The 18,526-nt window shown below is 31.5% G+C and carries 16 protein-coding genes and 1 pseudogene; 3 read left to right on the forward strand and 14 right to left on the reverse strand.

The features are described from left to right. Nucleotides 1-40: 40 nt before the first annotated feature. The 7 genes from ES044_RS05505 to ES044_RS05530 form a co-directional block, all read right to left on the reverse strand. Complete coding sequence (locus tag ES044_RS05505; protein ID WP_147118342.1) at nt 41-361, reverse strand: hypothetical protein; 321 nt, start codon at nt 359-361, stop codon at nt 41-43. Between the two features lie 268 nt (nt 362-629). Continuing rightward, nucleotides 630-785: a hypothetical protein gene (locus ES044_RS18465; RefSeq protein WP_189663199.1), complete on the reverse strand. Its 156-nt coding sequence runs from the start codon at nt 783-785 to the stop codon at nt 630-632. Between the two features lie 745 nt (nt 786-1,530). Continuing rightward, nucleotides 1,531-2,775, reverse strand: a complete 1,245-nt coding sequence (locus ES044_RS05510) for a DUF2264 domain-containing protein (protein ID WP_147118343.1) — start codon at nt 2,773-2,775, stop codon at nt 1,531-1,533. Nucleotides 2,776-2,884: 109 nt separating this feature from the next. Then, nucleotides 2,885-4,294 carry a sulfatase gene (locus tag ES044_RS05515; protein WP_147118344.1) on the reverse strand — a complete coding sequence of 470 codons (1,410 nt, stop codon included), beginning with the start codon at nt 4,292-4,294 and terminating at the stop codon, nt 2,885-2,887. A 3-nt stretch (nt 4,295-4,297) separates the two neighbouring features. Further along, nucleotides 4,298-5,836: a sulfatase gene (locus tag ES044_RS05520; RefSeq protein WP_147118345.1), complete on the reverse strand. Its 1,539-nt coding sequence runs from the start codon at nt 5,834-5,836 to the stop codon at nt 4,298-4,300. Between the two features lie 74 nt (nt 5,837-5,910). Beyond that, nucleotides 5,911-6,843: an alpha/beta hydrolase gene (locus ES044_RS05525; RefSeq protein WP_147118346.1), complete on the reverse strand. Its 933-nt coding sequence runs from the start codon at nt 6,841-6,843 to the stop codon at nt 5,911-5,913. A 36-nt stretch (nt 6,844-6,879) separates the two neighbouring features. Next, the gene (locus ES044_RS05530; RefSeq protein ID WP_147118347.1) at nt 6,880-9,297 is read right to left on the reverse strand and encodes a BNR-4 repeat-containing protein; all 2,418 of its coding nucleotides are present in this window, start codon (nt 9,295-9,297) and stop codon (nt 6,880-6,882) included. A 351-nt stretch (nt 9,298-9,648) separates the two neighbouring features. Between ES044_RS05530 and ES044_RS05535 the strand changes: the two are divergent. From ES044_RS05535 to ES044_RS05545, 3 genes and pseudogenes are all read left to right on the forward strand, one after another. Beyond that, nucleotides 9,649-10,827, forward strand: a pseudogene (locus ES044_RS05535) (IS3 family transposase). Between the two features lie 215 nt (nt 10,828-11,042). Continuing rightward, a complete protein-coding gene (locus ES044_RS05540; protein ID WP_262712408.1) occupies nt 11,043-11,399 on the forward strand; it encodes a glycoside hydrolase family 30 beta sandwich domain-containing protein in 357 nt (118 codons plus the stop codon). Between the two features lie 10 nt (nt 11,400-11,409). Beyond that, on the forward strand, nt 11,410-12,948 hold the full coding sequence (locus ES044_RS05545) for a sugar porter family MFS transporter (RefSeq protein ID WP_147118348.1): 1,539 nt from the start codon (nt 11,410-11,412) through the stop codon (nt 12,946-12,948). Between the two features lie 259 nt (nt 12,949-13,207). On the opposite strand, the gene ES044_RS05550 is transcribed toward ES044_RS05545, so the two are convergent. The 7 genes from ES044_RS05550 to ES044_RS05580 form a co-directional block, all read right to left on the reverse strand. Continuing rightward, complete coding sequence (locus ES044_RS05550) at nt 13,208-13,852, reverse strand: DUF6090 family protein (RefSeq protein WP_223269125.1); 645 nt, start codon at nt 13,850-13,852, stop codon at nt 13,208-13,210. A gap of 291 nt (nt 13,853-14,143) precedes the next feature. Continuing rightward, nucleotides 14,144-14,752 carry a hypothetical protein gene (locus tag ES044_RS05555; RefSeq protein ID WP_147118350.1) on the reverse strand — a complete coding sequence of 203 codons (609 nt, stop codon included), beginning with the start codon at nt 14,750-14,752 and terminating at the stop codon, nt 14,144-14,146. A 180-nt stretch (nt 14,753-14,932) separates the two neighbouring features. Further along, nucleotides 14,933-16,216, reverse strand: coding sequence for an agmatine/peptidylarginine deiminase (locus tag ES044_RS05560; RefSeq protein WP_147118351.1), 1,284 nt, complete (start codon nt 16,214-16,216; stop codon nt 14,933-14,935). Between the two features lie 168 nt (nt 16,217-16,384). Next, nucleotides 16,385-16,672 carry a type II toxin-antitoxin system RelE/ParE family toxin gene (locus ES044_RS05565; protein ID WP_147118352.1) on the reverse strand — a complete coding sequence of 96 codons (288 nt, stop codon included), beginning with the start codon at nt 16,670-16,672 and terminating at the stop codon, nt 16,385-16,387. Continuing rightward, complete coding sequence (locus ES044_RS05570; RefSeq protein ID WP_147118353.1) at nt 16,672-16,905, reverse strand: type II toxin-antitoxin system ParD family antitoxin; 234 nt, start codon at nt 16,903-16,905, stop codon at nt 16,672-16,674. Before ES044_RS05570 ends, ES044_RS05565 begins: the two co-directional genes overlap by 1 nt. A 772-nt stretch (nt 16,906-17,677) precedes the next feature. Beyond that, nucleotides 17,678-17,968 (reverse strand): helix-turn-helix domain-containing protein, encoded by a 291-nt coding sequence (locus ES044_RS05575; protein WP_147118354.1) that lies wholly within the window; start codon nt 17,966-17,968, stop codon nt 17,678-17,680. Nucleotide 17,969: 1 nt separating this feature from the next. Continuing rightward, a complete protein-coding gene (locus ES044_RS05580) occupies nt 17,970-18,308 on the reverse strand; it encodes a type II toxin-antitoxin system RelE/ParE family toxin (RefSeq protein ID WP_147118355.1) in 339 nt (112 codons plus the stop codon). Nucleotides 18,309-18,526 lie beyond the last annotated feature (218 nt).

The raw sequence follows: 18,526 nt of genomic DNA on the forward strand, positions 1-18,526 counted from the left end.
AATCTGCTGTTTTTATTGATGCTTCTAGATATTTTTTATCTCAAGTTTGCTTATACATCATAGAATAACCGTGAATACCACAGTTTTGTCCATATGTATCCATAGTTTTATCAATATAACCTTGATATGTTCTTTTATTAATAACTGCTCCTGTTGCCGGGTTGTATACAACTCCATGATAAAAAGCTCCGTTTTTCATAAAATGATGTTTTAGAGTTGTATTTACGTGGCTTATTGCAACCTCTGCCATTTCTTTTGTTCCGTTATTTTTTGATGCCCAAATCAACAGCTTCAGATTCATCATATTATCAATTATTGTAATATGATTTGAACCTTTATCCCAAGATTTTATTGCAGCCACATTTGGGTGAAATCTACTGTTTAATGTTTGGGATGTGTTTACAATGATGTCTTTATAGTTATTATTTTTTGTTAAGCGATACCCATTTCCAAAACTACAAATACCATAAAACCAGTATTATGTTGACCAGAAAATGTTTGAAGCGAAGACAATGGCGCTGTCCACTTTTCTGCTTCCTTTTGCCATTCCTTATTATCTGTGAACTCATACAAATACAAAGGCTTCCTGCAAAAAAATCACTTGTCTAATTTTTAGCATTCACTTGTAACTATTTGCCATTAATATGACTAATTCTAGGAAACCATTTTTTAATATCTAATGAGTTTGTAGCTTTTAGAAACTGAGTTTCAGCAAAACCTATTGTTTCTGCTAAATTAAAAGTAACTTGTTCTTTCTTCTCAACTTCTATCTGCGCGCTTACCAAAATCTCAATGTTGCGCTTATTACTTGAATTTAAGAATATTTATTTTTGGATTTACCATTTTAAATCATTTAACTTTTTTGAAATGTAAATTTATAATCGTATCTTAAGCTAATAGGTTATATTTTACACTTTTATAAGTATCTTAATACCCGTATTTTATACTTAAATACGTGTTTTTTTCGGGCGACAGTAATCTTATATAATGAAAGTTTAGTGATAGGATTCCTTTTTTTAATCATTATCAAAATAAAATAATTATGATAACGAGCGCGTTGGATCAAAAAACCGTGTAAATAATTACTAATCCTAAAAATATGATTAACACAAATAGGAAAACTTCAATAAATTTAGATTTGAATCTATTATAGTTCATGTAAATCAAATCTAGTTTTAAAATATGGGTTAAAAATTTAAAAAAGGGTAACTAAAAATCCGAATAGTTATAAAACTGAGTATTGTAATTCTCACTGGTGGGGTGTGAAATTTAAATTTTAAAAAATCATTTTTTATCAGAAAATTTAATTCTAATAACAAATCAAATTATTAATTTTTAGTATTTTTTATACTGTTAAATTCTACAAAACTTTTATAATGATAAAAAAAAGAACGAAGAATTTTTTGAAAATATATTCGAACTGGACAGACCACCTTTCAGTTTTTGAAAATTTGCGAGATTTTAAGCAGGTTGAAAACTAAATGTGAATTTCTTAAAATTAAATTTTTGTAATGTATTCAAAAAAATATTTTAGTCATTTTTTAAAGCATGGTCTATGGAAATATTTTGACCAGACCAAATTTTCTTTTGTGTCCAAGGTTCATAAGGGGTACTCCAAAATGAATCTTGTGTTGGTAAGCCTAAAACCAAAAAAACCTCTGAACACAAATACAAACTTCCTGTAGAAATATAACTTTCTCCTAAATTTGGCTGCGCCCCATAAAACCCAATTTGTAACCAACCATTTTCATCAAAAGTACCTTTTGCATTTAATTGATTTTCTATGAGTAAATGCAAAGCAGAGCGGACTTGAGCTGGCTTAATTTCTTCTGGTAATTCTTTAAAAAGAGCTATTTGTGATAGTAATTGGAATGCCCCAAAGCGATATACAATGGATCTGCCAATTGGAGGATACGTGCCATCCGGAGAAATTAATCGTTCTTGTATAGTAGCATACCTTTTGGCTCGTTTTAAAACTTTATTATAATCCTCTTTGCGATCCTTATTTTTTTCAATCATTGTTTTTAAAATATCTAACAGCATCGGTTGAATTACAAAACTATTATAATAATCCCATCGAAAATAATTTCCGTCACCATACATACCATCTCCTAAATACCATGCTTCATGTTTATTTAACCCATAATCCAAGCGCTTCCTATCGGCACTGTCATCAAACTTAAGTAAGGCAGCTTCAACCATTCCAGAAAAAAGTAGCCAATTATTATCATGAGGTTTTATAATTCGGGTAGATTTTAATGCTTTTATTACGTTTGCTTTTGTCTTGGCATCTAAAGGTTCCCATAATTGGTTTGGTGCTCTAATTAATGCTTGTGCAAAAAATGCAGCATCTACTAATGGCTGCTTATCAATAGTAAAATTCATAAAATCTGCAGCTTCCGGATTCGTGGCATTATGAATACACTTTCGAGCCAAATTGATGTATTTTGCACGTAATATTCCTTCATCTGTTTCATCTGGTCCCAACTCTAACCATGGCGCCATTCCAGAAAGCAACCTCCCAAAAGCCTCTAAATACATAACATGTTTTAAATCTCTTTTACTATTTGGATTTGCTTCTGGTAATTGTATTTTTAACTCATTTTTGCTTAATGCCATTAAAACGGGATCTCCAATTTTTAGTAATGAAGCCACAAAAAAATCACGTACTTCTTTTGGCGTATATTTATGTAATTCTTGTTTTTGAGCATATAAGTTTTGGATTGTTAAAAATAAAAAACCTAAACTAAATAAGGTGTTTTTTAAAGTTCTCATACTCATTTCAATAATTATTATGGTTGATTTTTAAATTTTATATACTACAAACCAATTAGTTTTTACTTTAGCTAATTTCTTCCGGTACCATTTTATATTTGAAATGGTCTTATTTCTTTTTAAGAAAATCTGCTCCCCATTTTTCACGTAATTCTATAGACAATTGGGCAACTAACTCTTTATACTTTGGTTTTTCAGCTAAATTATCTAGTTCTAAAGCATCTGTTTTGTGGTCAAACAACATCCGTTCATACGTAACGCCTTTTTTATCTGTCCACTCTGTGTAAAATAAATTGCCTTTTATTAAAGTTACACCATCTTTAAATTTACTAACGGCCCAATTTTTTTTACTTTTTTCTCCATTAATAATAGGGACAAAACTTTTTCCTTCTACAGTATTTGGTATTTTTAGACCCGTTAGATCACACAAAGTTGGATAAATATCTATAAATTCTGTTATGTCATTTGATATTTCTCCTTTTGTTCTTCCAGGAACTTTTATGAGTAAAGGAGCTCTTAAAGCCGTTTCAAAATTAACATGTTTAGACCACATCTTGTGATCTCCAAGATTCCAACCATGATCTCCCCATAGAACTACAATCGTATTTTCTGCCAAACCTGTTGTTTCTAATTCATCTAAAACCAAGCCAATTTGCGCATCTGCGTAGCTTACAGCAGCATAATATCCATGAATTAATTCTTTTGCCAAGGATTCTGGTAAATCTCCATTTTTAGGAATATTTTCATAATTACGTAATTCTCCAAAATTATGATAGGCTGTTTCTGGAATCGATTTTGGTCGTAAATAACTTGCTGGTAATTCAATATCCTCTCTGTCATATAAATCCCAATATTTCTTTGGTGCACAAAAAGGTAAATGTGGTTTTACAACGCCCATAGTTAAGAAAAATGGCTCTTTAGATGTTTTTAATTTTTGTAAATCACGAATAACTTTTAACGCTAATTTGCCATCAACATACACAGAATCGTGCACATCTGCAGATTCAAAAGGCAAACCACGAAAGGTGTTTTGACGTATTTCTTGACTTTCTTTTAGCGCATAATTCCATAATTCGTCTGCTTTCCAAATTTCATTCCAAGCGGTGGCATCATCATTTTCATGATGGTATATTTTACCATTTGAAATAGTTTTATAACCGTTTTGTTTTAATAACATTGGAAGTGAAACTGCAGTTGGGTTATCTTTATCTTTCCTTGTGGAATAGCCCAAAAACCGATTTCGAGTTGGTCTCGTTCCTGTTAATAAACTTGCCCTAGAGGCGCCACAAACTGGAATATTACAATATGCACGATTAAAGACTAAACTGCTTGCAGCCAGTCTGTCTAAATTAGGAGATTTTATATGATTTGCTCCATAAAAATTTAATTCTGGGCGTAAATCATCAACTGCAATAAATAGGATATTTGGTTTCACATCCACCTTAATTTCTTGCTTTGCTACTTCTCCTTTGCACGAAACAAAAAAAGATACTAATATTAATACTACAATTGATTTCATATTTTATTTATCTGCTTTTACAACTTTACCGCTAGTTCTTTCTTTTTGTTCCCTAAAATAAGGTTGATAGTCATATTTTGATTTTTCATCCCACTGCACATTTACCTTTGGCAAATATTCTTTTAACTTATTTATAGTTTCTTTATACTTAGGCTTGTTTGCGATGTTAGTCCATTCATTCGGATCTGTTTTATGATCATACAATTCTTCAGTGCCGTCTTCATAACGAATGTATCGAAATTCATCTACTTTTAGAGAATGGTTGTTCATTCCATACGTAGTAATCGCTTTGGTATCTTTTAGAACTTCATTATTTGTCATCATTGATACTAAACTTACGCCTTCATTTCTAGTATACGCTGGCAAACCACATAATTCTAAAAGCGTCGGATATATTGAAAGCATTTCAACAGGTTGGTCAATTTTTTTTCCTTTTGGCAAACTTGGTGCTGCAAAGATTAAAGGTGCATTTGTTGCCGTCTCCCATAATGCATGTTTGGCAAATGTGCCTTTTTCTCCCATACGATAACCGTGATCTGACCATAAGACGATGATTGTATTGTCATTGTATTCACTACTTTCTAGCGCGTCTAAAACACGCCCTAATTCATAATCTACAAAACTGATACAAGCTAAATAGGCTTGAATAATTTTTTTCCATTCGCCCGATTCTTTTGCCCATTCTGTAGAAGGCATCATTGGGAGATCGTTTATTTGAAGCCCGATTGACGGGATATCATTTAAATCATCAGCTTGATAAGGTGGTACAGAAATGCCTTCTAAAGGATGTAAATCAAACCACTTTTGAGGAACATAAAAGGGCACATGAGGTCTCAAAAAACCCAACGCCATAAAGAAAGGCTGGTCGTATTTTTTTTGTAAACGTTCTAGTACCCAATTTGCAGATTCATGATCTGGCATTAACGAGTCTTTTTCTGGAAAAGCTCCCCAATCTGTACTTGTTTTTCCAAATTTTTCCTTCCTTTCTTTAGAAGTTCCAAAACCATCCCAAGCAAACCTTTCTTTGGGATAAGGCCCAAAACCATTTACTCGTCCTCCAGATTCATTAAATACATTTTTTGGGGCGTGTTTATGAAATATTTTTCCTATTCCCATTGTGTAATAGCCATTCTGTTGAAAATATTCAGGAAGGAAAGTAATGTCTTTTGTAGCTGGGTTTTCTGGTCTTCGGATATCATCATCATTTGTCATACCATAAATACCTGTGGTAGAAGGTCGCAAACCTGTCATTACCGACGCTCTAGATGGACCGCACAAAGGCGCTTGACTATGTGCATCAGTAAATACAACTCCTTTAGCCGCTAATCTATCGAAATTTGGAGTTTTGGTATTCGAAAATGCATTTATTGGGCTAATCCAACTATTTAAATCATCCACAGAAATAAATAATACATTGGGTTTCTCTTTTTCTGACTCTTGAACCACTTCCTTTTTTGTGTTTTTTCCACAGGAAATTACTAAACCGAAGATGACAAGAATAAAGCCTAAATTTATAAAAGAATCTAATATGTTTTTCTTCATAATACGTATTGTAAAAAATTAATTTAATTATTTTGTAAAATTTTTTATTTGTTAGTTTAAAATCAATCAACAAACTATTCAGTAAATAAAGCTGTTTCTTTTTGAAGCCATTCTTCTAATGCAATTGTCCAATCTACTCCCGTCTTCTTAAAATTTAAACCAAAGCCATGACCCCCTTTTTCCAATTCGACATATTTATAGTTTACATCATTTTTTTTTAAGCTATCACTATACAATTCACTATTTTGGGGAACTACACCTGTATCATCTTTTGCATGTACGATAAAAGTTGGAGGCGTATTTTTACTAACTTGATGTTCTTGTGAGTAATAATTTAATAAAGATTTATTTTCCTGTTTACTCCCTAAAAGGTTTTTAACTGAACCTTTATGAACAAATGGTGAATCGAAAGTAATAACTGGATATATTAAAATAGAAACTGCATGTTTTAATTCTTTTGGCTTTACATCTGGGGCTAAAATAACATCCGTTAGATTGGCTAATGAAGCAGCTAAATGCCCACCTGCTGAAGATCCAATAACTGCTATTTTATTTTCATTTACAGACCAATTCGTAGAATTTTGATGCATAATTGACAATGCCTTTTGCGCATCACAAAGGGGAACTTTTTCTTGTGAATTAACAATACGAGCATCTGGCAATCTGTACTTTAAGATAGCTACGACATTAAAACCCATTTTAAGAAAGTGTTTTGCATTGCCTTCTCCGTTATTCTTACCAACTACCACTCTAGCATATCCTCCACCTGGAATAATTAATAAAGAGGCTCCATTCTTTTTTAAGCTATCATTTTTAAAAATATAAAGTTCAGGTTTAGAAATTTGACTATAGCGCATTCCTTCTTCTCCCAGAATTTCTTCCAGAACAATATTCTCTTTATTAAAGGGTACATTTCCGTCTTTATATAGCGGAATAATCTCTTTACTATAATTTTGCGAAAAACAACAAATACTAAAAAAAAGAAATATTACTTTTAACTGTTTCATTAAACTTGTTTTTTTTAAATAATAAATACTAAAAATTTACTTAATTACCAATTTACTATTGTAGCTTTTTTGATTTTCCCCAATCACCTTGATAATATATATTCCTGCTTTAAAACTACCGTTATTAACTATTTGTATTCTTTTTGAAGCAGTTGTTTTTTTATAGATTGTTTTACCTAAAAGATTATAAATTGTAACGTTTGCTTTCCCTATTTCACTAATATCAATAGTAAAACTATCTTTAGTTGGGTTTGGATATACTTTAATACCAATTGGATTGATAACTATATTTTCTGTACTTAAAGTAGTGGTTGATTCCGCTATCCATTTAGTTCTATCATCTTGTGTGGTGCTCCATTCAATTAAATCATTTGTTTGATGCACTAAAAATCGATCACCTGTTTTTGTTTTAAAACGATAGGTTCCATCAGATTCATAAATTACGGTCCATTGTTTATCTGAATCTTCTCTTGGTGCAGTAAATATTGTATTGATAATTTCTCCCTCTGGACTTGCAGCAGCTCTTAAAATTCCTCTAGAGGTTTTACTTTCTATATTGTAATAATCTCCAGCTTTTATAATTTCCCATTCCTTATCTATACCTTCGCTAGAGTCACTAGCAATAACGTCTGCACCTTCAGAGTCAAGATATTTACCAGTAACTGCATTTTTAAATCGATAAATAGCTCCCGTTAAATCTGTATAATCCGTCAAAACAACATTTACCGCAACGGCTGTTGAGGCTACTGTTTCGTTATTATTATTGTATGCAATTGCTTGAACTGTATAAGTACCAGCCGTATCTGGCGTCCAATTTAAGATATAAGGTGCTGCTGTTGCTTCACCAAATAAAGCGTTATCAATTAAAAATTCTACTTTGGTAATACTTCCATTTTCGTCTGTAGCATTGGCAAATAATCGAATTTCTTCGTCTGTTTTGTAGGTATTATTATCTAAAGGTGAGTTCAGGGTTATTCTAAAATCATCCTTAACAATTCCTAAATCTATAATTTGAAGGTATAGTGGTTGTGCACTACCCGTTTTATTTTCCATCAGGTAGTAATAGATTTTATCATCAGCAATATAAACCACACCATGATCAAATGTTTTTCCTGTAGTTGCCTGGTAAACTCTAGTAAAATTATTTGTCCCACCTGCACTTTTGTCAACAAATACTCTACCTCCTTCTAATCCAACAACATAAATATCATTACCAGAGGTGTAAATTGATTCTGCTCCAGTAAAATCTTCAGATGTAATAAAATCCGCTGCTCCTGCTGGTTTATAGGTATGTAGATATTTTACTACTCCAAATTGAAGATCTCTAACTCTACTTATCATGTGCACATCTCCTCGGTCTGTTACTGTCCAGTCAAAACCATTTACGATACTTATTTTATCTGTTTGTGTCGTTGCTACATAATCTCCAGGCTCCATCACTTTTGTTATATCCGCATCAACTAAAGGCAAATTAAAAGATTCTCCTTTATGATTTTTCCACTGATCTAGACCATCTTGGTTATCTGAATAGGCATAATAAACGCCATTCTGGTATAAATATTTATCATCTTTATTAGCTCTTCTTTGAAAACCAACTCTAATTTTACCATTTACATATTTCATGTTGCCATACAATCCCCAATTAACGTCTCCGCCATTATTTTTGGCGTTTAAGATATTAAATTGCGTAAAGTTAGACCAAGAGGAAGTACTCGCATTGTATTTAGAAAATTTATAAGCTCCATTATCATTGCCACCTGCGCGCATGTACATAAATAAATCTCCGCTGTCATTTAAAAAAAATTGCGGATAGGTCAACGCTGCAAAATTACTGTAATCTTCTCCACCATTCAAGCTTAAATGCTTGTAGCCACCTGTTGTGTTTTTTACAAATTTATCTAATGTAAATTCATTATCAGGCAAAGAGGCTACGTCTTTTAAAGAATAAGAATATCTAAAATAATCGTCACTTAAGCTTCCATCTGATGGTAACGTTCTGCTATAAGCATGCATATCGTACAGTAAATGAATAGTGCCGTCTAAAGGACTTATTGCAACGGCTATAGTATTGTGAGATTCGCCAATCCACCATTTGTTTTGATAACCAGTATGTCTGTGCGGAAACTCAATATCTACAATTACACCTGTTTCTTTATTTAAACGACTTAACATTACATGACGATCTGTTTTATCTCCTTTATACCAAGTAAGAAATACATATTTGCCATAGGTTTTTACACAATCTCCATGTGCAGAAATATTTCTCCCAAAAAAATAGTTGTAAGGCGCGCTATCGCCATTATCAAGAGCAGTCGCATTTACTTTAGCACCATTAAAATGCAATCCAAAATCTGTTATTTTAACTTCGCTCTCTAAAGTTGCTTGTGCGTTAAAAGAAATAGTAGCAACTAAAAAAATGAATAACAATAAGTTTGATTGGTGCTTTTTTATCATTGAGGTTTGAATTTAAAATGAACACAAGAATTATGAGCTTGATACTTTCAGGATATTTATTTAGCAATTTAAGTTATTATCAATTCACAAAAGTCCTAAAAGAGGATGGTTTTTATTTTAAACTTATGTCCCGTCCTGAAATAGCGAAAATTAAGTAATTAAAACAATAGAGGTAGTAAGGTTATAATCAGATTTAGGGCAAATAAAAGACTTTTTCGAGCACTTTAGAAACAGAGGAATTATCTTGATTTACTTTCATAATATCCGCAATAAAACTCCACTATTTTTTTACTGGAGTGGCTACCTTTGATGTGACGATTTTTATAAGCTTATTAATTTTATAGTTGACATATGGCAAAAAAGTATGACAATGAATTTAAAGTTATGATAATCGAACTATTAAATTCCGGTATTAAAACGAAACAAGTTAGTGAGGATTATGGCTGAAGCATTAGCATTGTTGGGTGCTGGAAACGCAAACACAAGTTGAAATCTGTAGATTTTTCCAAAAAGAAGGAAATATCTACAGAAGCTCAAGAACTTAAAGCACTAAAGAAGGAGTTAAAGAATGTAAAGATGGAACGTGACATCTTAAAAAAGGCGAGGAACAAACAACCCGAAAACGGTGTTTTCTCATCTTAATATCAAATATCCAAGAGCGACTTATAAGATATCAATTCATTTTAGAAAACGTGAATATATATCCAGTTGAAAAGATATGTAAATCCATGAAAGTTAGTAAAAACGTTTGCTATCATTAGTTTAAAAACAACGATATTATATTTTTAAAAACACGGACAACGCATCTAAAAGAAAGGATTAATGTTATTTTTGAGCAAAGTAGAGAAATTTATGGTAGTTATAGAATTCAAAAAAACTAGAACGAGAGGGCTTGATTTATTCCTGCTCTTACATCGGACTACTGATAAAAGAAATGGGTTTAAGAAGTGTTTTAAAAAGAAAATTTGTAATTACAACTGACTCTAATCATAAATATTTAGTTACTGAAAATGAGTTAAGTAGAGATTTTTCTAGTCTTAAATAAGGAGAAAAACGGGTGTCTGATATCACTGATATTAGAGTCAATGATGATTGGAATTATTTATTAAACATCGTATATAGTAATGATATAGAGGGTGTTGTATTTAAGTGAGGATATGACTACACAAAATACGGTAATGAAAGCTCGGATTGATGTTCGAAAAACAAGAAACATTAGTAACAGACTTATTTTTCATTCAGATAGAGGCGTACAATATGCATCAAACAAAATGACTAATCTCTGTAACTTTAACCTTAAAATAGCCCAAAGTATGAGTAGAAAATATTTGATATTAAGAACAAAAGCGTAGCTTTTAATAAAAAAGGAATGCTGTAGCTGAAAGTTTTTTTAAAACAATCAAATACGAATGGCTATATCCATTTAAATTCACCTCATATAACCAATTATATGACCCGATACAAGGCTATATTCTTTGGTATAATAACGTAAGATTACATGCTAGTTTAGGATATCTCTCACCTCTATAAATGGAAATAAAATTGAGAGGATTTATTAAAAAAGTAGCTTCATAAAATAGTCACAAATTTACTAGGTAGTCCAATGAAGCGTATCCATACAAAAAAAGCTTATTTTTACCGAAGGTTGCAATGAAGTATACGATTTAGAAAGATTAGAAAACGAAGATCCGAAATTAGAAGAACGTTATGGGAACGCTACGATTAATGATTTTAATAACGGAACCGTGGCTTGGACAGATTGGACTATTTTATTAGATCAAACAGGTGGCCCAAATCATGTTGGCAATCTATGCTTTGCACCAGTGCACGGAAATACAATTACAGATGAATTTACTTTTACCAATTTATTTTACTATATTGGCCACTTTTCGGAATTTACAAGACTTGGTGCAAAAAGAATTAGTAGTGCTACAAGTTCAAATAGTATCATTTTTACAGCTTTTAAAAATCTAGACAATAGCATTATAATTATGACCATGAATAGTAGTGATGTACCTTTAGAATATTCTATTACTATGAATTCGAAAACATCAAAATTAAATTCAAAACCACATTCAATACAAACAATAGTATTCAATTAATTGATCACTTATGACGAAGAAACTTACCCTTATTGCTTTTGTAGTATCACTCGGAGGATTCCTTTTTGGTTTTGATGCGGGTATTATATCTGGTGTAATGTCTTATGCCAGTCCTGAATTCGATTTAAATGATATTCAATCGGGTTGGGTGGTAAGTGCTCCTACATTTGCAGCAATGTTTGCAATGTTATTTTCAGGAAGATTAAGTGATATTTTGGGCAGAAAAAAAACCCTCATTTTTGTAGCTTTTTTATACGCTATTTCTGCTGTTTTATCTGCGATAGCAGGCTCTTATGAAATGCTTTATATCGCAAGAATTATTGGAGGTGTTGCTTTTGGTGCAGCGTTGATTATAGCGCCAATTTATATTGCAGAAATTTCTACAGCAGAAAATAGAGGTAAGCTAGTTTCTTTGCAACAGCTAAATATTGTTTTTGGTTTTTTTGCTGCTTTTTTAAGTAACTATTTTTTTAACAAATACAATACATCAGAAAGTACGTTTTTAACAGATGAAAACGTTTGGAGATGGATGTTAGGGGTCGAGTTAATTCCTGCTTTATGCTATTTTGTTTTCTTGTTTTTTATTCCTAAAAGTCCGCGTTGGTTGTATTTAAAAGAAAATTATGAAGAGGCGAAGCAAGTTTTAAATCAGATTCATAATTCTAAAAGGGGTGGTGAAGAGATTGCTGCTATTGAAAGAAATATAGATGCGAATAAAAATAAAACGACCGTAAAAGTTAAAGATTTATTAAAGCCATCATTGCGTTTTATTTTAGTGATTGGGCTAGTTATAGGGGTATTGCAGCAAATTACGGGTATAAACGCTGTGTATTTTTATGCAACCTCTATTTTTGAGCAGACGGGTATTGGTACAGACGCTGCTTTTTCTTCAGGCGTTTTATTGAGTACAATTTCAGTTGTTTTTACTTTTGTGGCTATTTATTTAATTGATAAAATGGGTAGGAGACCTTTGTTATTGTATGGTACCGCTGGTATTGCAATTAGTTTATTATTGTGTGCTTATGGCTTTAATCAAGCAACTTATCAATTATCAATAGAAAAAATTAATCAATTAGAATTTGCGGAATCCCAGAAGTTATTGCCCTTTGCAGATAAATTATATGACAGTGATGTAGCCTTTAAAAATGATCTAAAAGCTGCTTTAGGAAATAAAGTTTATAATAAAAATGATGGTGCTATTTTAGAGGTAGCAACCACTATTAACGCCAATTTAATATTAGCAGGTATTTTAGGTTTTATAGCGTGTTTTGCGTTTTCATTAGGCCCTGTAATGTGGGTGTTGCTTTCGGAGTTATATCCAATAAAATATAGAGGTTTGGCTATTGGTGCTATTGGGTTTGTGAACTCTTTTGTAAGTTGGTTTGTACAGCAAGTTTTTCCGTGGGAATTATCTAATTTAGGAAGTGCCTTAAGTTTCTTCTTATTTGGATCAATCTCTTTGGTTGGCTTTTTTGTGCTTTTAAAAATATTACCAGAAACCAAAGGAAAATCTTTAGAAGAATTAGAAATGGAATTAATTTCAAAATAATATCTTATATTGTAAAATACTTGAAATTTGTGAAATAGTGTAAATAGGATGGTTTTAATGTTGGTGTCTGGATCACCAGTAATGGTCATTTTTTTTTGCTTGTTGCTAGCATTGTTGTGTATTAAATGTTGCGTTTTTATGGGTGAGGATTTTTCAACGGAAAATTAAAGTGTCTAAAAATGCAATTGACTTTGATTAAACATTAAATTAGCGATTTTTTATACACGGTATTGTTATTTCGTTATTTTTAATTCAGTTCTCATTTTTTTAATTCATTGTTAATTTGAGAAATAAGTTCTTTACATTTTTTTTTCATTTTAAGAAAAGTTCCATTCATACTTCCAAAGTTAAGAGATGCAAAAGCAAAACCATTCTTTTGTTTTTGGTCATTAAATATACCTCCAAAGGATTCTTTTGTTAAATTTCCACGAACTCCCATTTTTCCATCCGACAGTTGAAATACATAGTTTTTTGACATAGAATTGATATCGTGTTTTTCATAACTCCCTGGATGAAGTGTTTGTTCAGCATCATTTCTCCAGTGGTTTTCAGTATTTTTTAATTTTTTATAGAGTAAATCTAAATTCAGTACACCATTTTTTATCGAATCATTTGAGATAATTGCAAAATTCCCTGAATTTTTAAGCTCTTGGTAAGTGTTGTCAATTAAATAAAAACTTTGCCACGAGTAGATGTCTACAAGGTGTTTGTTGAATGAATTCCAGCTATTCACTGGCTTGCCATTGAAATGCTCCATTACTGTGTTTGCTGAATTAATTAGTTCGTTTCGTCTATGAACAAATTGATCAATTTCTGTAATTGATAGTTTCAAATCCCTTTTAATATTATTTAGATAGACAACTTCGTTTTCTCTTCCTTTCCTTTCTTCATTCCAATTATTAATAGATTAAGCAATCAAAATTCCAATAACAACAAGTACAATTTCTCCAATGGCATACTTAAAATATTTTCTAGTTTTATTTTTCCCTATAAAGTCGTAGCGTATTTTTCTGAAGAATTTTATCATTGGTTAGCGGTTTCTCATAATGAAGCACAACATTTTGCTTTAAGTAAAGTTGCGATATTTACTGCATAAAGTTAGTAAATAAAATACGAACCAAGAAAGTCCGTTTGGACTTTCGTAAGTAGGCGAGAAGCCAGCAATTAATTTTAACCGTGTTGTGTTTAGTGCTTTCTAACATAGTAATTGAATTCGAACTAATAATTTTTCCGAATTTCTCCATTTAATCCATCCAGTTTTTCGTTCAGCATTATTTTCTGGGTATGCTTCGCAATTAGTTGCAAAAGAAATTTCAATCCAAAATTTTCCATTCTGTTCAATTATATCTATAACTTTCATAGATTCGTATTTACAGCTGTTGATAATAATTTTTTCATCTTTTTCTTTTGGACTATTCCGTATTAAGTTTTGTTTGTCAATTCGTTCAACTGAAGCAGACATTAAAATTGTTTCCCAAGTTTTAAAAATATACTTTTCATTATTCGGTATAAATCCAATTTCCGAATTGTTAATTAGTATTTTATAATATTTGCTATTTTTCTCAAGACATATAAAATGATAAAGTCCATAATCTGGTTTATAGAAATAAGGAAATATTTTGTTTGTCTGAATTTTGTTTGTCAATTTATTATTTGAGAAAATATCTTTCGGATGTGACAGATTTTCATACAAATATGGATTTTCGGCAACAGCAAATCCAATTCCTGATTTTTTCGGTTGTTTATTTTGCCCGTAAATTACAGAAATTGATAAACTTAAAATTAATATTATCCAAATTTTCATTATAATTCTAAATTTCGTTTTGCATTAAACGTTTAGTATATGAAAAGTAGGCGATTTCAAAGTACGGAACTTTCGTTTAAGCACGTACTTTGGTGCGAGCCGCAAACTTTGAATTCAGTACCATTTCGCCTATTTTTTATATACATTGTTGTACATCGTTTATTCCGTTTCAAATTTCACCTAATTATTTGATAACGCCGGTTGTTGCATACTAATACAATGAATTCCGCCACCTCCTAAATTAACGGCAAGGGCATCAATCATAATTACTTTTCGGTTAGGGAAAACAAATTGTAATATTTGGGCAGCCTTTTCATCTTTTGATTTTAACTCTAGGGGCATTCCTTCTCTCCAACAGGTCTGACCAATAATTACTTTATTGGTAATAATGAAGTTGAGATAGCTTAACGCGGCTATAACTTTTACACTATCCCCATTAGGGAAAGTACTTCCATCTTCATAATCAAGGGTTTTAATATATTCATATACATAATCACCAGGACTCATTGTATCGTAAATTGTCCCAGGAAGTGGCATTCTAATGATAGTAAATGGTTTTCCATCTTGGTCAGTTGCTTTGGATAATATTTCATAATTCTCCTCAATTCGTTTGTTGTTTTCAAAAGCGATTGGGTCATTCAATTCCGTGCTGTCTATTTTTGCCAAAAGGATTGTGGAATCATTTACAAAACGAACAAATTCATCTACGTGACCATTTGTAGTAACAACTGTATAAGCTTTTGTTCCGTCTTTTGTAGAAATTGGGCCGAGGAAGGTATGGTCATCTTCAACCAAACCTTGGTTTAACCAGATTACTTTTTTTGTTCCCAGCAACCGTTTATATTCGGCCTCCATTTGCAATTTGCTCATATTTGGATTTCTGCCTTTTTCGACAGCTTCTGTAGTAATCAAAGTGCCTTTTCCATTGACTTCTCTATTTCCACCTTCACTAATCATTGAACTCGAAATAACAGGTAATTTAAAATGTTTAGCAACCCGAACATCATACATTTCTTCCGTTTTGGTGTCAACGTCCAATGTGTCCGCATATCCCCAAGAATTAAAATTGAAGTCTGCAATAGCAACTGTTTTTTGATTAGTTTCTACAAATATGGGTCCCATATCTCTTGTCCAGATTTCAAAAGATGGTATTTCCAATAGCTTCAATCGTTTCTGTGCTCCAAAACGGTTTTTTAAAGTTTCACTCGCTTTATTAAGAAGTTCTTTGTTTTTACAGGTTACTACGATGTCTGTATCGTTAATTAAAGCTTCAATAATTGAAAGTGTAACATTTTCTACAGATTCACTTTCTTTGTGATTGGTGGATGGCCATATCAACCAAATTGCTTCTTGAGCTTCAAACTCGGCTGGTTGATTTATAACCACTAAATCACTATTTTTTTTTGGCGATGCACACGAAATTATTAGTAGTGCAATTATAAAACTGCTTAGGATTGATTTCATAATTTGTGTTTTAATGATGTACAACGTTGTTGTGTGTTGAAAGTTGCGTGTTTTAAGCAGTGAATTTAGTAAATAAAACACGAACCAAGAAAGTCCGTTTGGACTTTCGTAAATAAGCTAAAAGCCAGCAATTAATTTTGTACGGTGTTGGCAACTATAATTTTTAAATCAGAGAATATTTTTCAAATCCTGTCTTCCAATTATCGCCATAATTTCCACAATATTATTATTTACTTTGTAATAAATACTTTCTGAATCAGAAACGCAACGTCGATATCCTTTTTTTATATAGTCAACCGATTCAAAATAAAATGGATTTTTCGCTATAATTTCAAAGTTTTCAAAGAAAGAATCGAAATATTTATCAGCCTGAATCATTCCGAATTTTTCAACCCCGTATTTGTGGATTCTTATTAAGTCTTCCTTCGCTAAATTACTTATTTTATAATTAGCCATTAAATCAACGACTTTGATTCCGCTAATATTTGTTCTTTGCTCAAATCTGTAAATCCGCTATTTTCAGCTTTCTCCAATTTAGCACTAATCCAGTCAATTTGTCTTTGTTGTTTTCTTGCTTGTCTAATTAAATCGTTTACAAGTTCACTTTTAGTAGAATATTCTTTCTTATCAACTTGATTTTTTAGCCATTCATCATTTGGTTGAGTGAACGAAATACTTTGCCTTCCCATAATATTTTATTTTGGTGCTAATTTACACCAAAAAAGTCAATTTAGCAAATTTAATGTTCAACTTGAGTTTCGCCATTTTTATAGTTGCCAACGTTGTTGTGTATGGTTTATTGCGTAAATTTAACGAAAAATTAATTAAAAATCACAGACTTTCAAGTGCGCGAGGTTTTTCGCAAGAAAAACGGATAAAGCAATAAATTATGCACGGTGTTAGCAAATGCGTGTTTAATTTTCCATTTTTATTATTTCGCAATATTATTTTTCTTTTTTGTTAAATTTGATTTCACTTTTTATATTTTTCAAACTGTTTTCTGTACTGTATAAAAAGGTGAATTTCCACAAAAATTTGCAACTTTTTCCCCGGCATGGCAATTCCGTCTTATTGTAAATTCATATTTTTTCGTGAGAGTAGAAATTCCACTTTTTGCTCAATTCCGCCAACTTTATAAATCCCACCTTTTTGTAATCCAGCTAAAAAGTTAAATTCCAAAAAATTGAATAGCTAAAGAGTGTTCCATATTTTCAGAATTCTAAATATTTTTTCCGTTTTTCGGTTTTCAAACTTTTAAATCTAAATGTTTTTTTAAATAACTTTTGGTGTTAAATTATACTTTGTGCTAGTTTTTGCTAACGTGTTTGTACAAGATTAGTTGCTGTGGTTAAGCAATAAAGTTAATAAATAATAACTGACTAGAAAGTCCCAAAGGACTTTCGTAAATTGGCTAAAACCAGCAATTAATTTTACACGGTGTTGCCCACAGTACTTTTTTTATTATGCTATTTCAATATTCAACTGTCTGCCAAGTCCTAATTCAATTAGTTTGTAATAAGTAGAAATCTGAATATCACTTAAACCACGTTCAATTCTTGAAATGTAGCTTTTTTTTGTTCCAGTTCTTTCAGCAAGTTCCTCTTGTGTTAAGTTAGCTTCTTTACGAGCTTCTTTTAGCATAATTCCTAATCGAAAAGCAAGAGAATCCGCGTCATATTTATCGCGCTTTTCAGTTCCTTTATTTCCGTATGTTCCAATTAGTATGTCCTCAAAATCAGTTACGTTTTTCATATTAGTTATTTTTATCTTGTAAGTATTCCTTTTTTAATTTTTCCGCAAGTTTGATTTCCTTTTTCGGCGTTTTTTGAGCTTTCTTTACAAAACAATTTGCAAGAACAACTAAATTTCCATCATCAAAAAAGCACAAAATTCTTATGCTTTTAAAGGTCGTAATCACACGCACTTCATAAATTCCGTCTGTATTTTCGAGATATTTAAAGAATTTTTTAGGGACTTGTCTTTCAAATCGAACCAAATCTAAAACATATCCTATTTTTGCTCGAACTTTTTCGTCTTGAGCTTTATAAAATTTCGCGAAATAATCTTTGTATCCAATTACTTTTCTTATCACACTGCAAAGTTAACTAATTAGTTTACTAAATTCAACTAAAAATTACAAAATTTAATTTAAATGACGATTTTTTTGTACTGTGGGCAACGTATTTGTGTTATGGAAAGTTGCGTTTTTGTGTGCGAGGATTTTCCAACGGAAAATTTGAAGTACGCAAAAATGCAACTGCCTTTGGTAAAGCACTAATTTAGCAATTTTCTATACACGGTGTTAGCAAA

The sequence above is a fragment of the Polaribacter sp. IC066 genome, from assembly GCF_007997085.1.
Taxonomy (GTDB): domain Bacteria; phylum Bacteroidota; class Bacteroidia; order Flavobacteriales; family Flavobacteriaceae; genus Polaribacter.

Excerpts from the sequence above, each read along its gene's own strand:
- ES044_RS05515 (WP_147118344.1), bottom strand. The coding sequence starts at position 4,294 with ATGAAATCAATTGTAGTATTAATATTAGTATCTTTTTTTGTTTCGTGC.
- ES044_RS05545 (WP_147118348.1), top strand. The coding sequence starts at position 11,410 with ATGACGAAGAAACTTACCCTTATTGCTTTTGTAGTATCACTCGGAGGA.
- ES044_RS05575 (WP_147118354.1), bottom strand. The coding sequence starts at position 17,968 with ATGAAAAACGTAACTGATTTTGAGGACATACTAATTGGAACATACGGA.
- ES044_RS05565 (WP_147118352.1), bottom strand. The coding sequence starts at position 16,672 with ATGGCTAATTATAAAATAAGTAATTTAGCGAAGGAAGACTTAATAAGA.
- ES044_RS05525 (WP_147118346.1), bottom strand. The coding sequence starts at position 6,843 with ATGAAACAGTTAAAAGTAATATTTCTTTTTTTTAGTATTTGTTGTTTT.
- ES044_RS05530 (WP_147118347.1), bottom strand. The coding sequence starts at position 9,297 with ATGATAAAAAAGCACCAATCAAACTTATTGTTATTCATTTTTTTAGTT.
- ES044_RS05520 (WP_147118345.1), bottom strand. The coding sequence starts at position 5,836 with ATGAAGAAAAACATATTAGATTCTTTTATAAATTTAGGCTTTATTCTT.
- ES044_RS05555 (WP_147118350.1), bottom strand. The coding sequence starts at position 14,752 with ATGAAAATTTGGATAATATTAATTTTAAGTTTATCAATTTCTGTAATT.
- ES044_RS05560 (WP_147118351.1), bottom strand. The coding sequence starts at position 16,216 with ATGAAATCAATCCTAAGCAGTTTTATAATTGCACTACTAATAATTTCG.
- ES044_RS05570 (WP_147118353.1), bottom strand. The coding sequence starts at position 16,905 with ATGGGAAGGCAAAGTATTTCGTTCACTCAACCAAATGATGAATGGCTA.
- ES044_RS05510 (WP_147118343.1), bottom strand. The coding sequence starts at position 2,775 with ATGAGAACTTTAAAAAACACCTTATTTAGTTTAGGTTTTTTATTTTTA.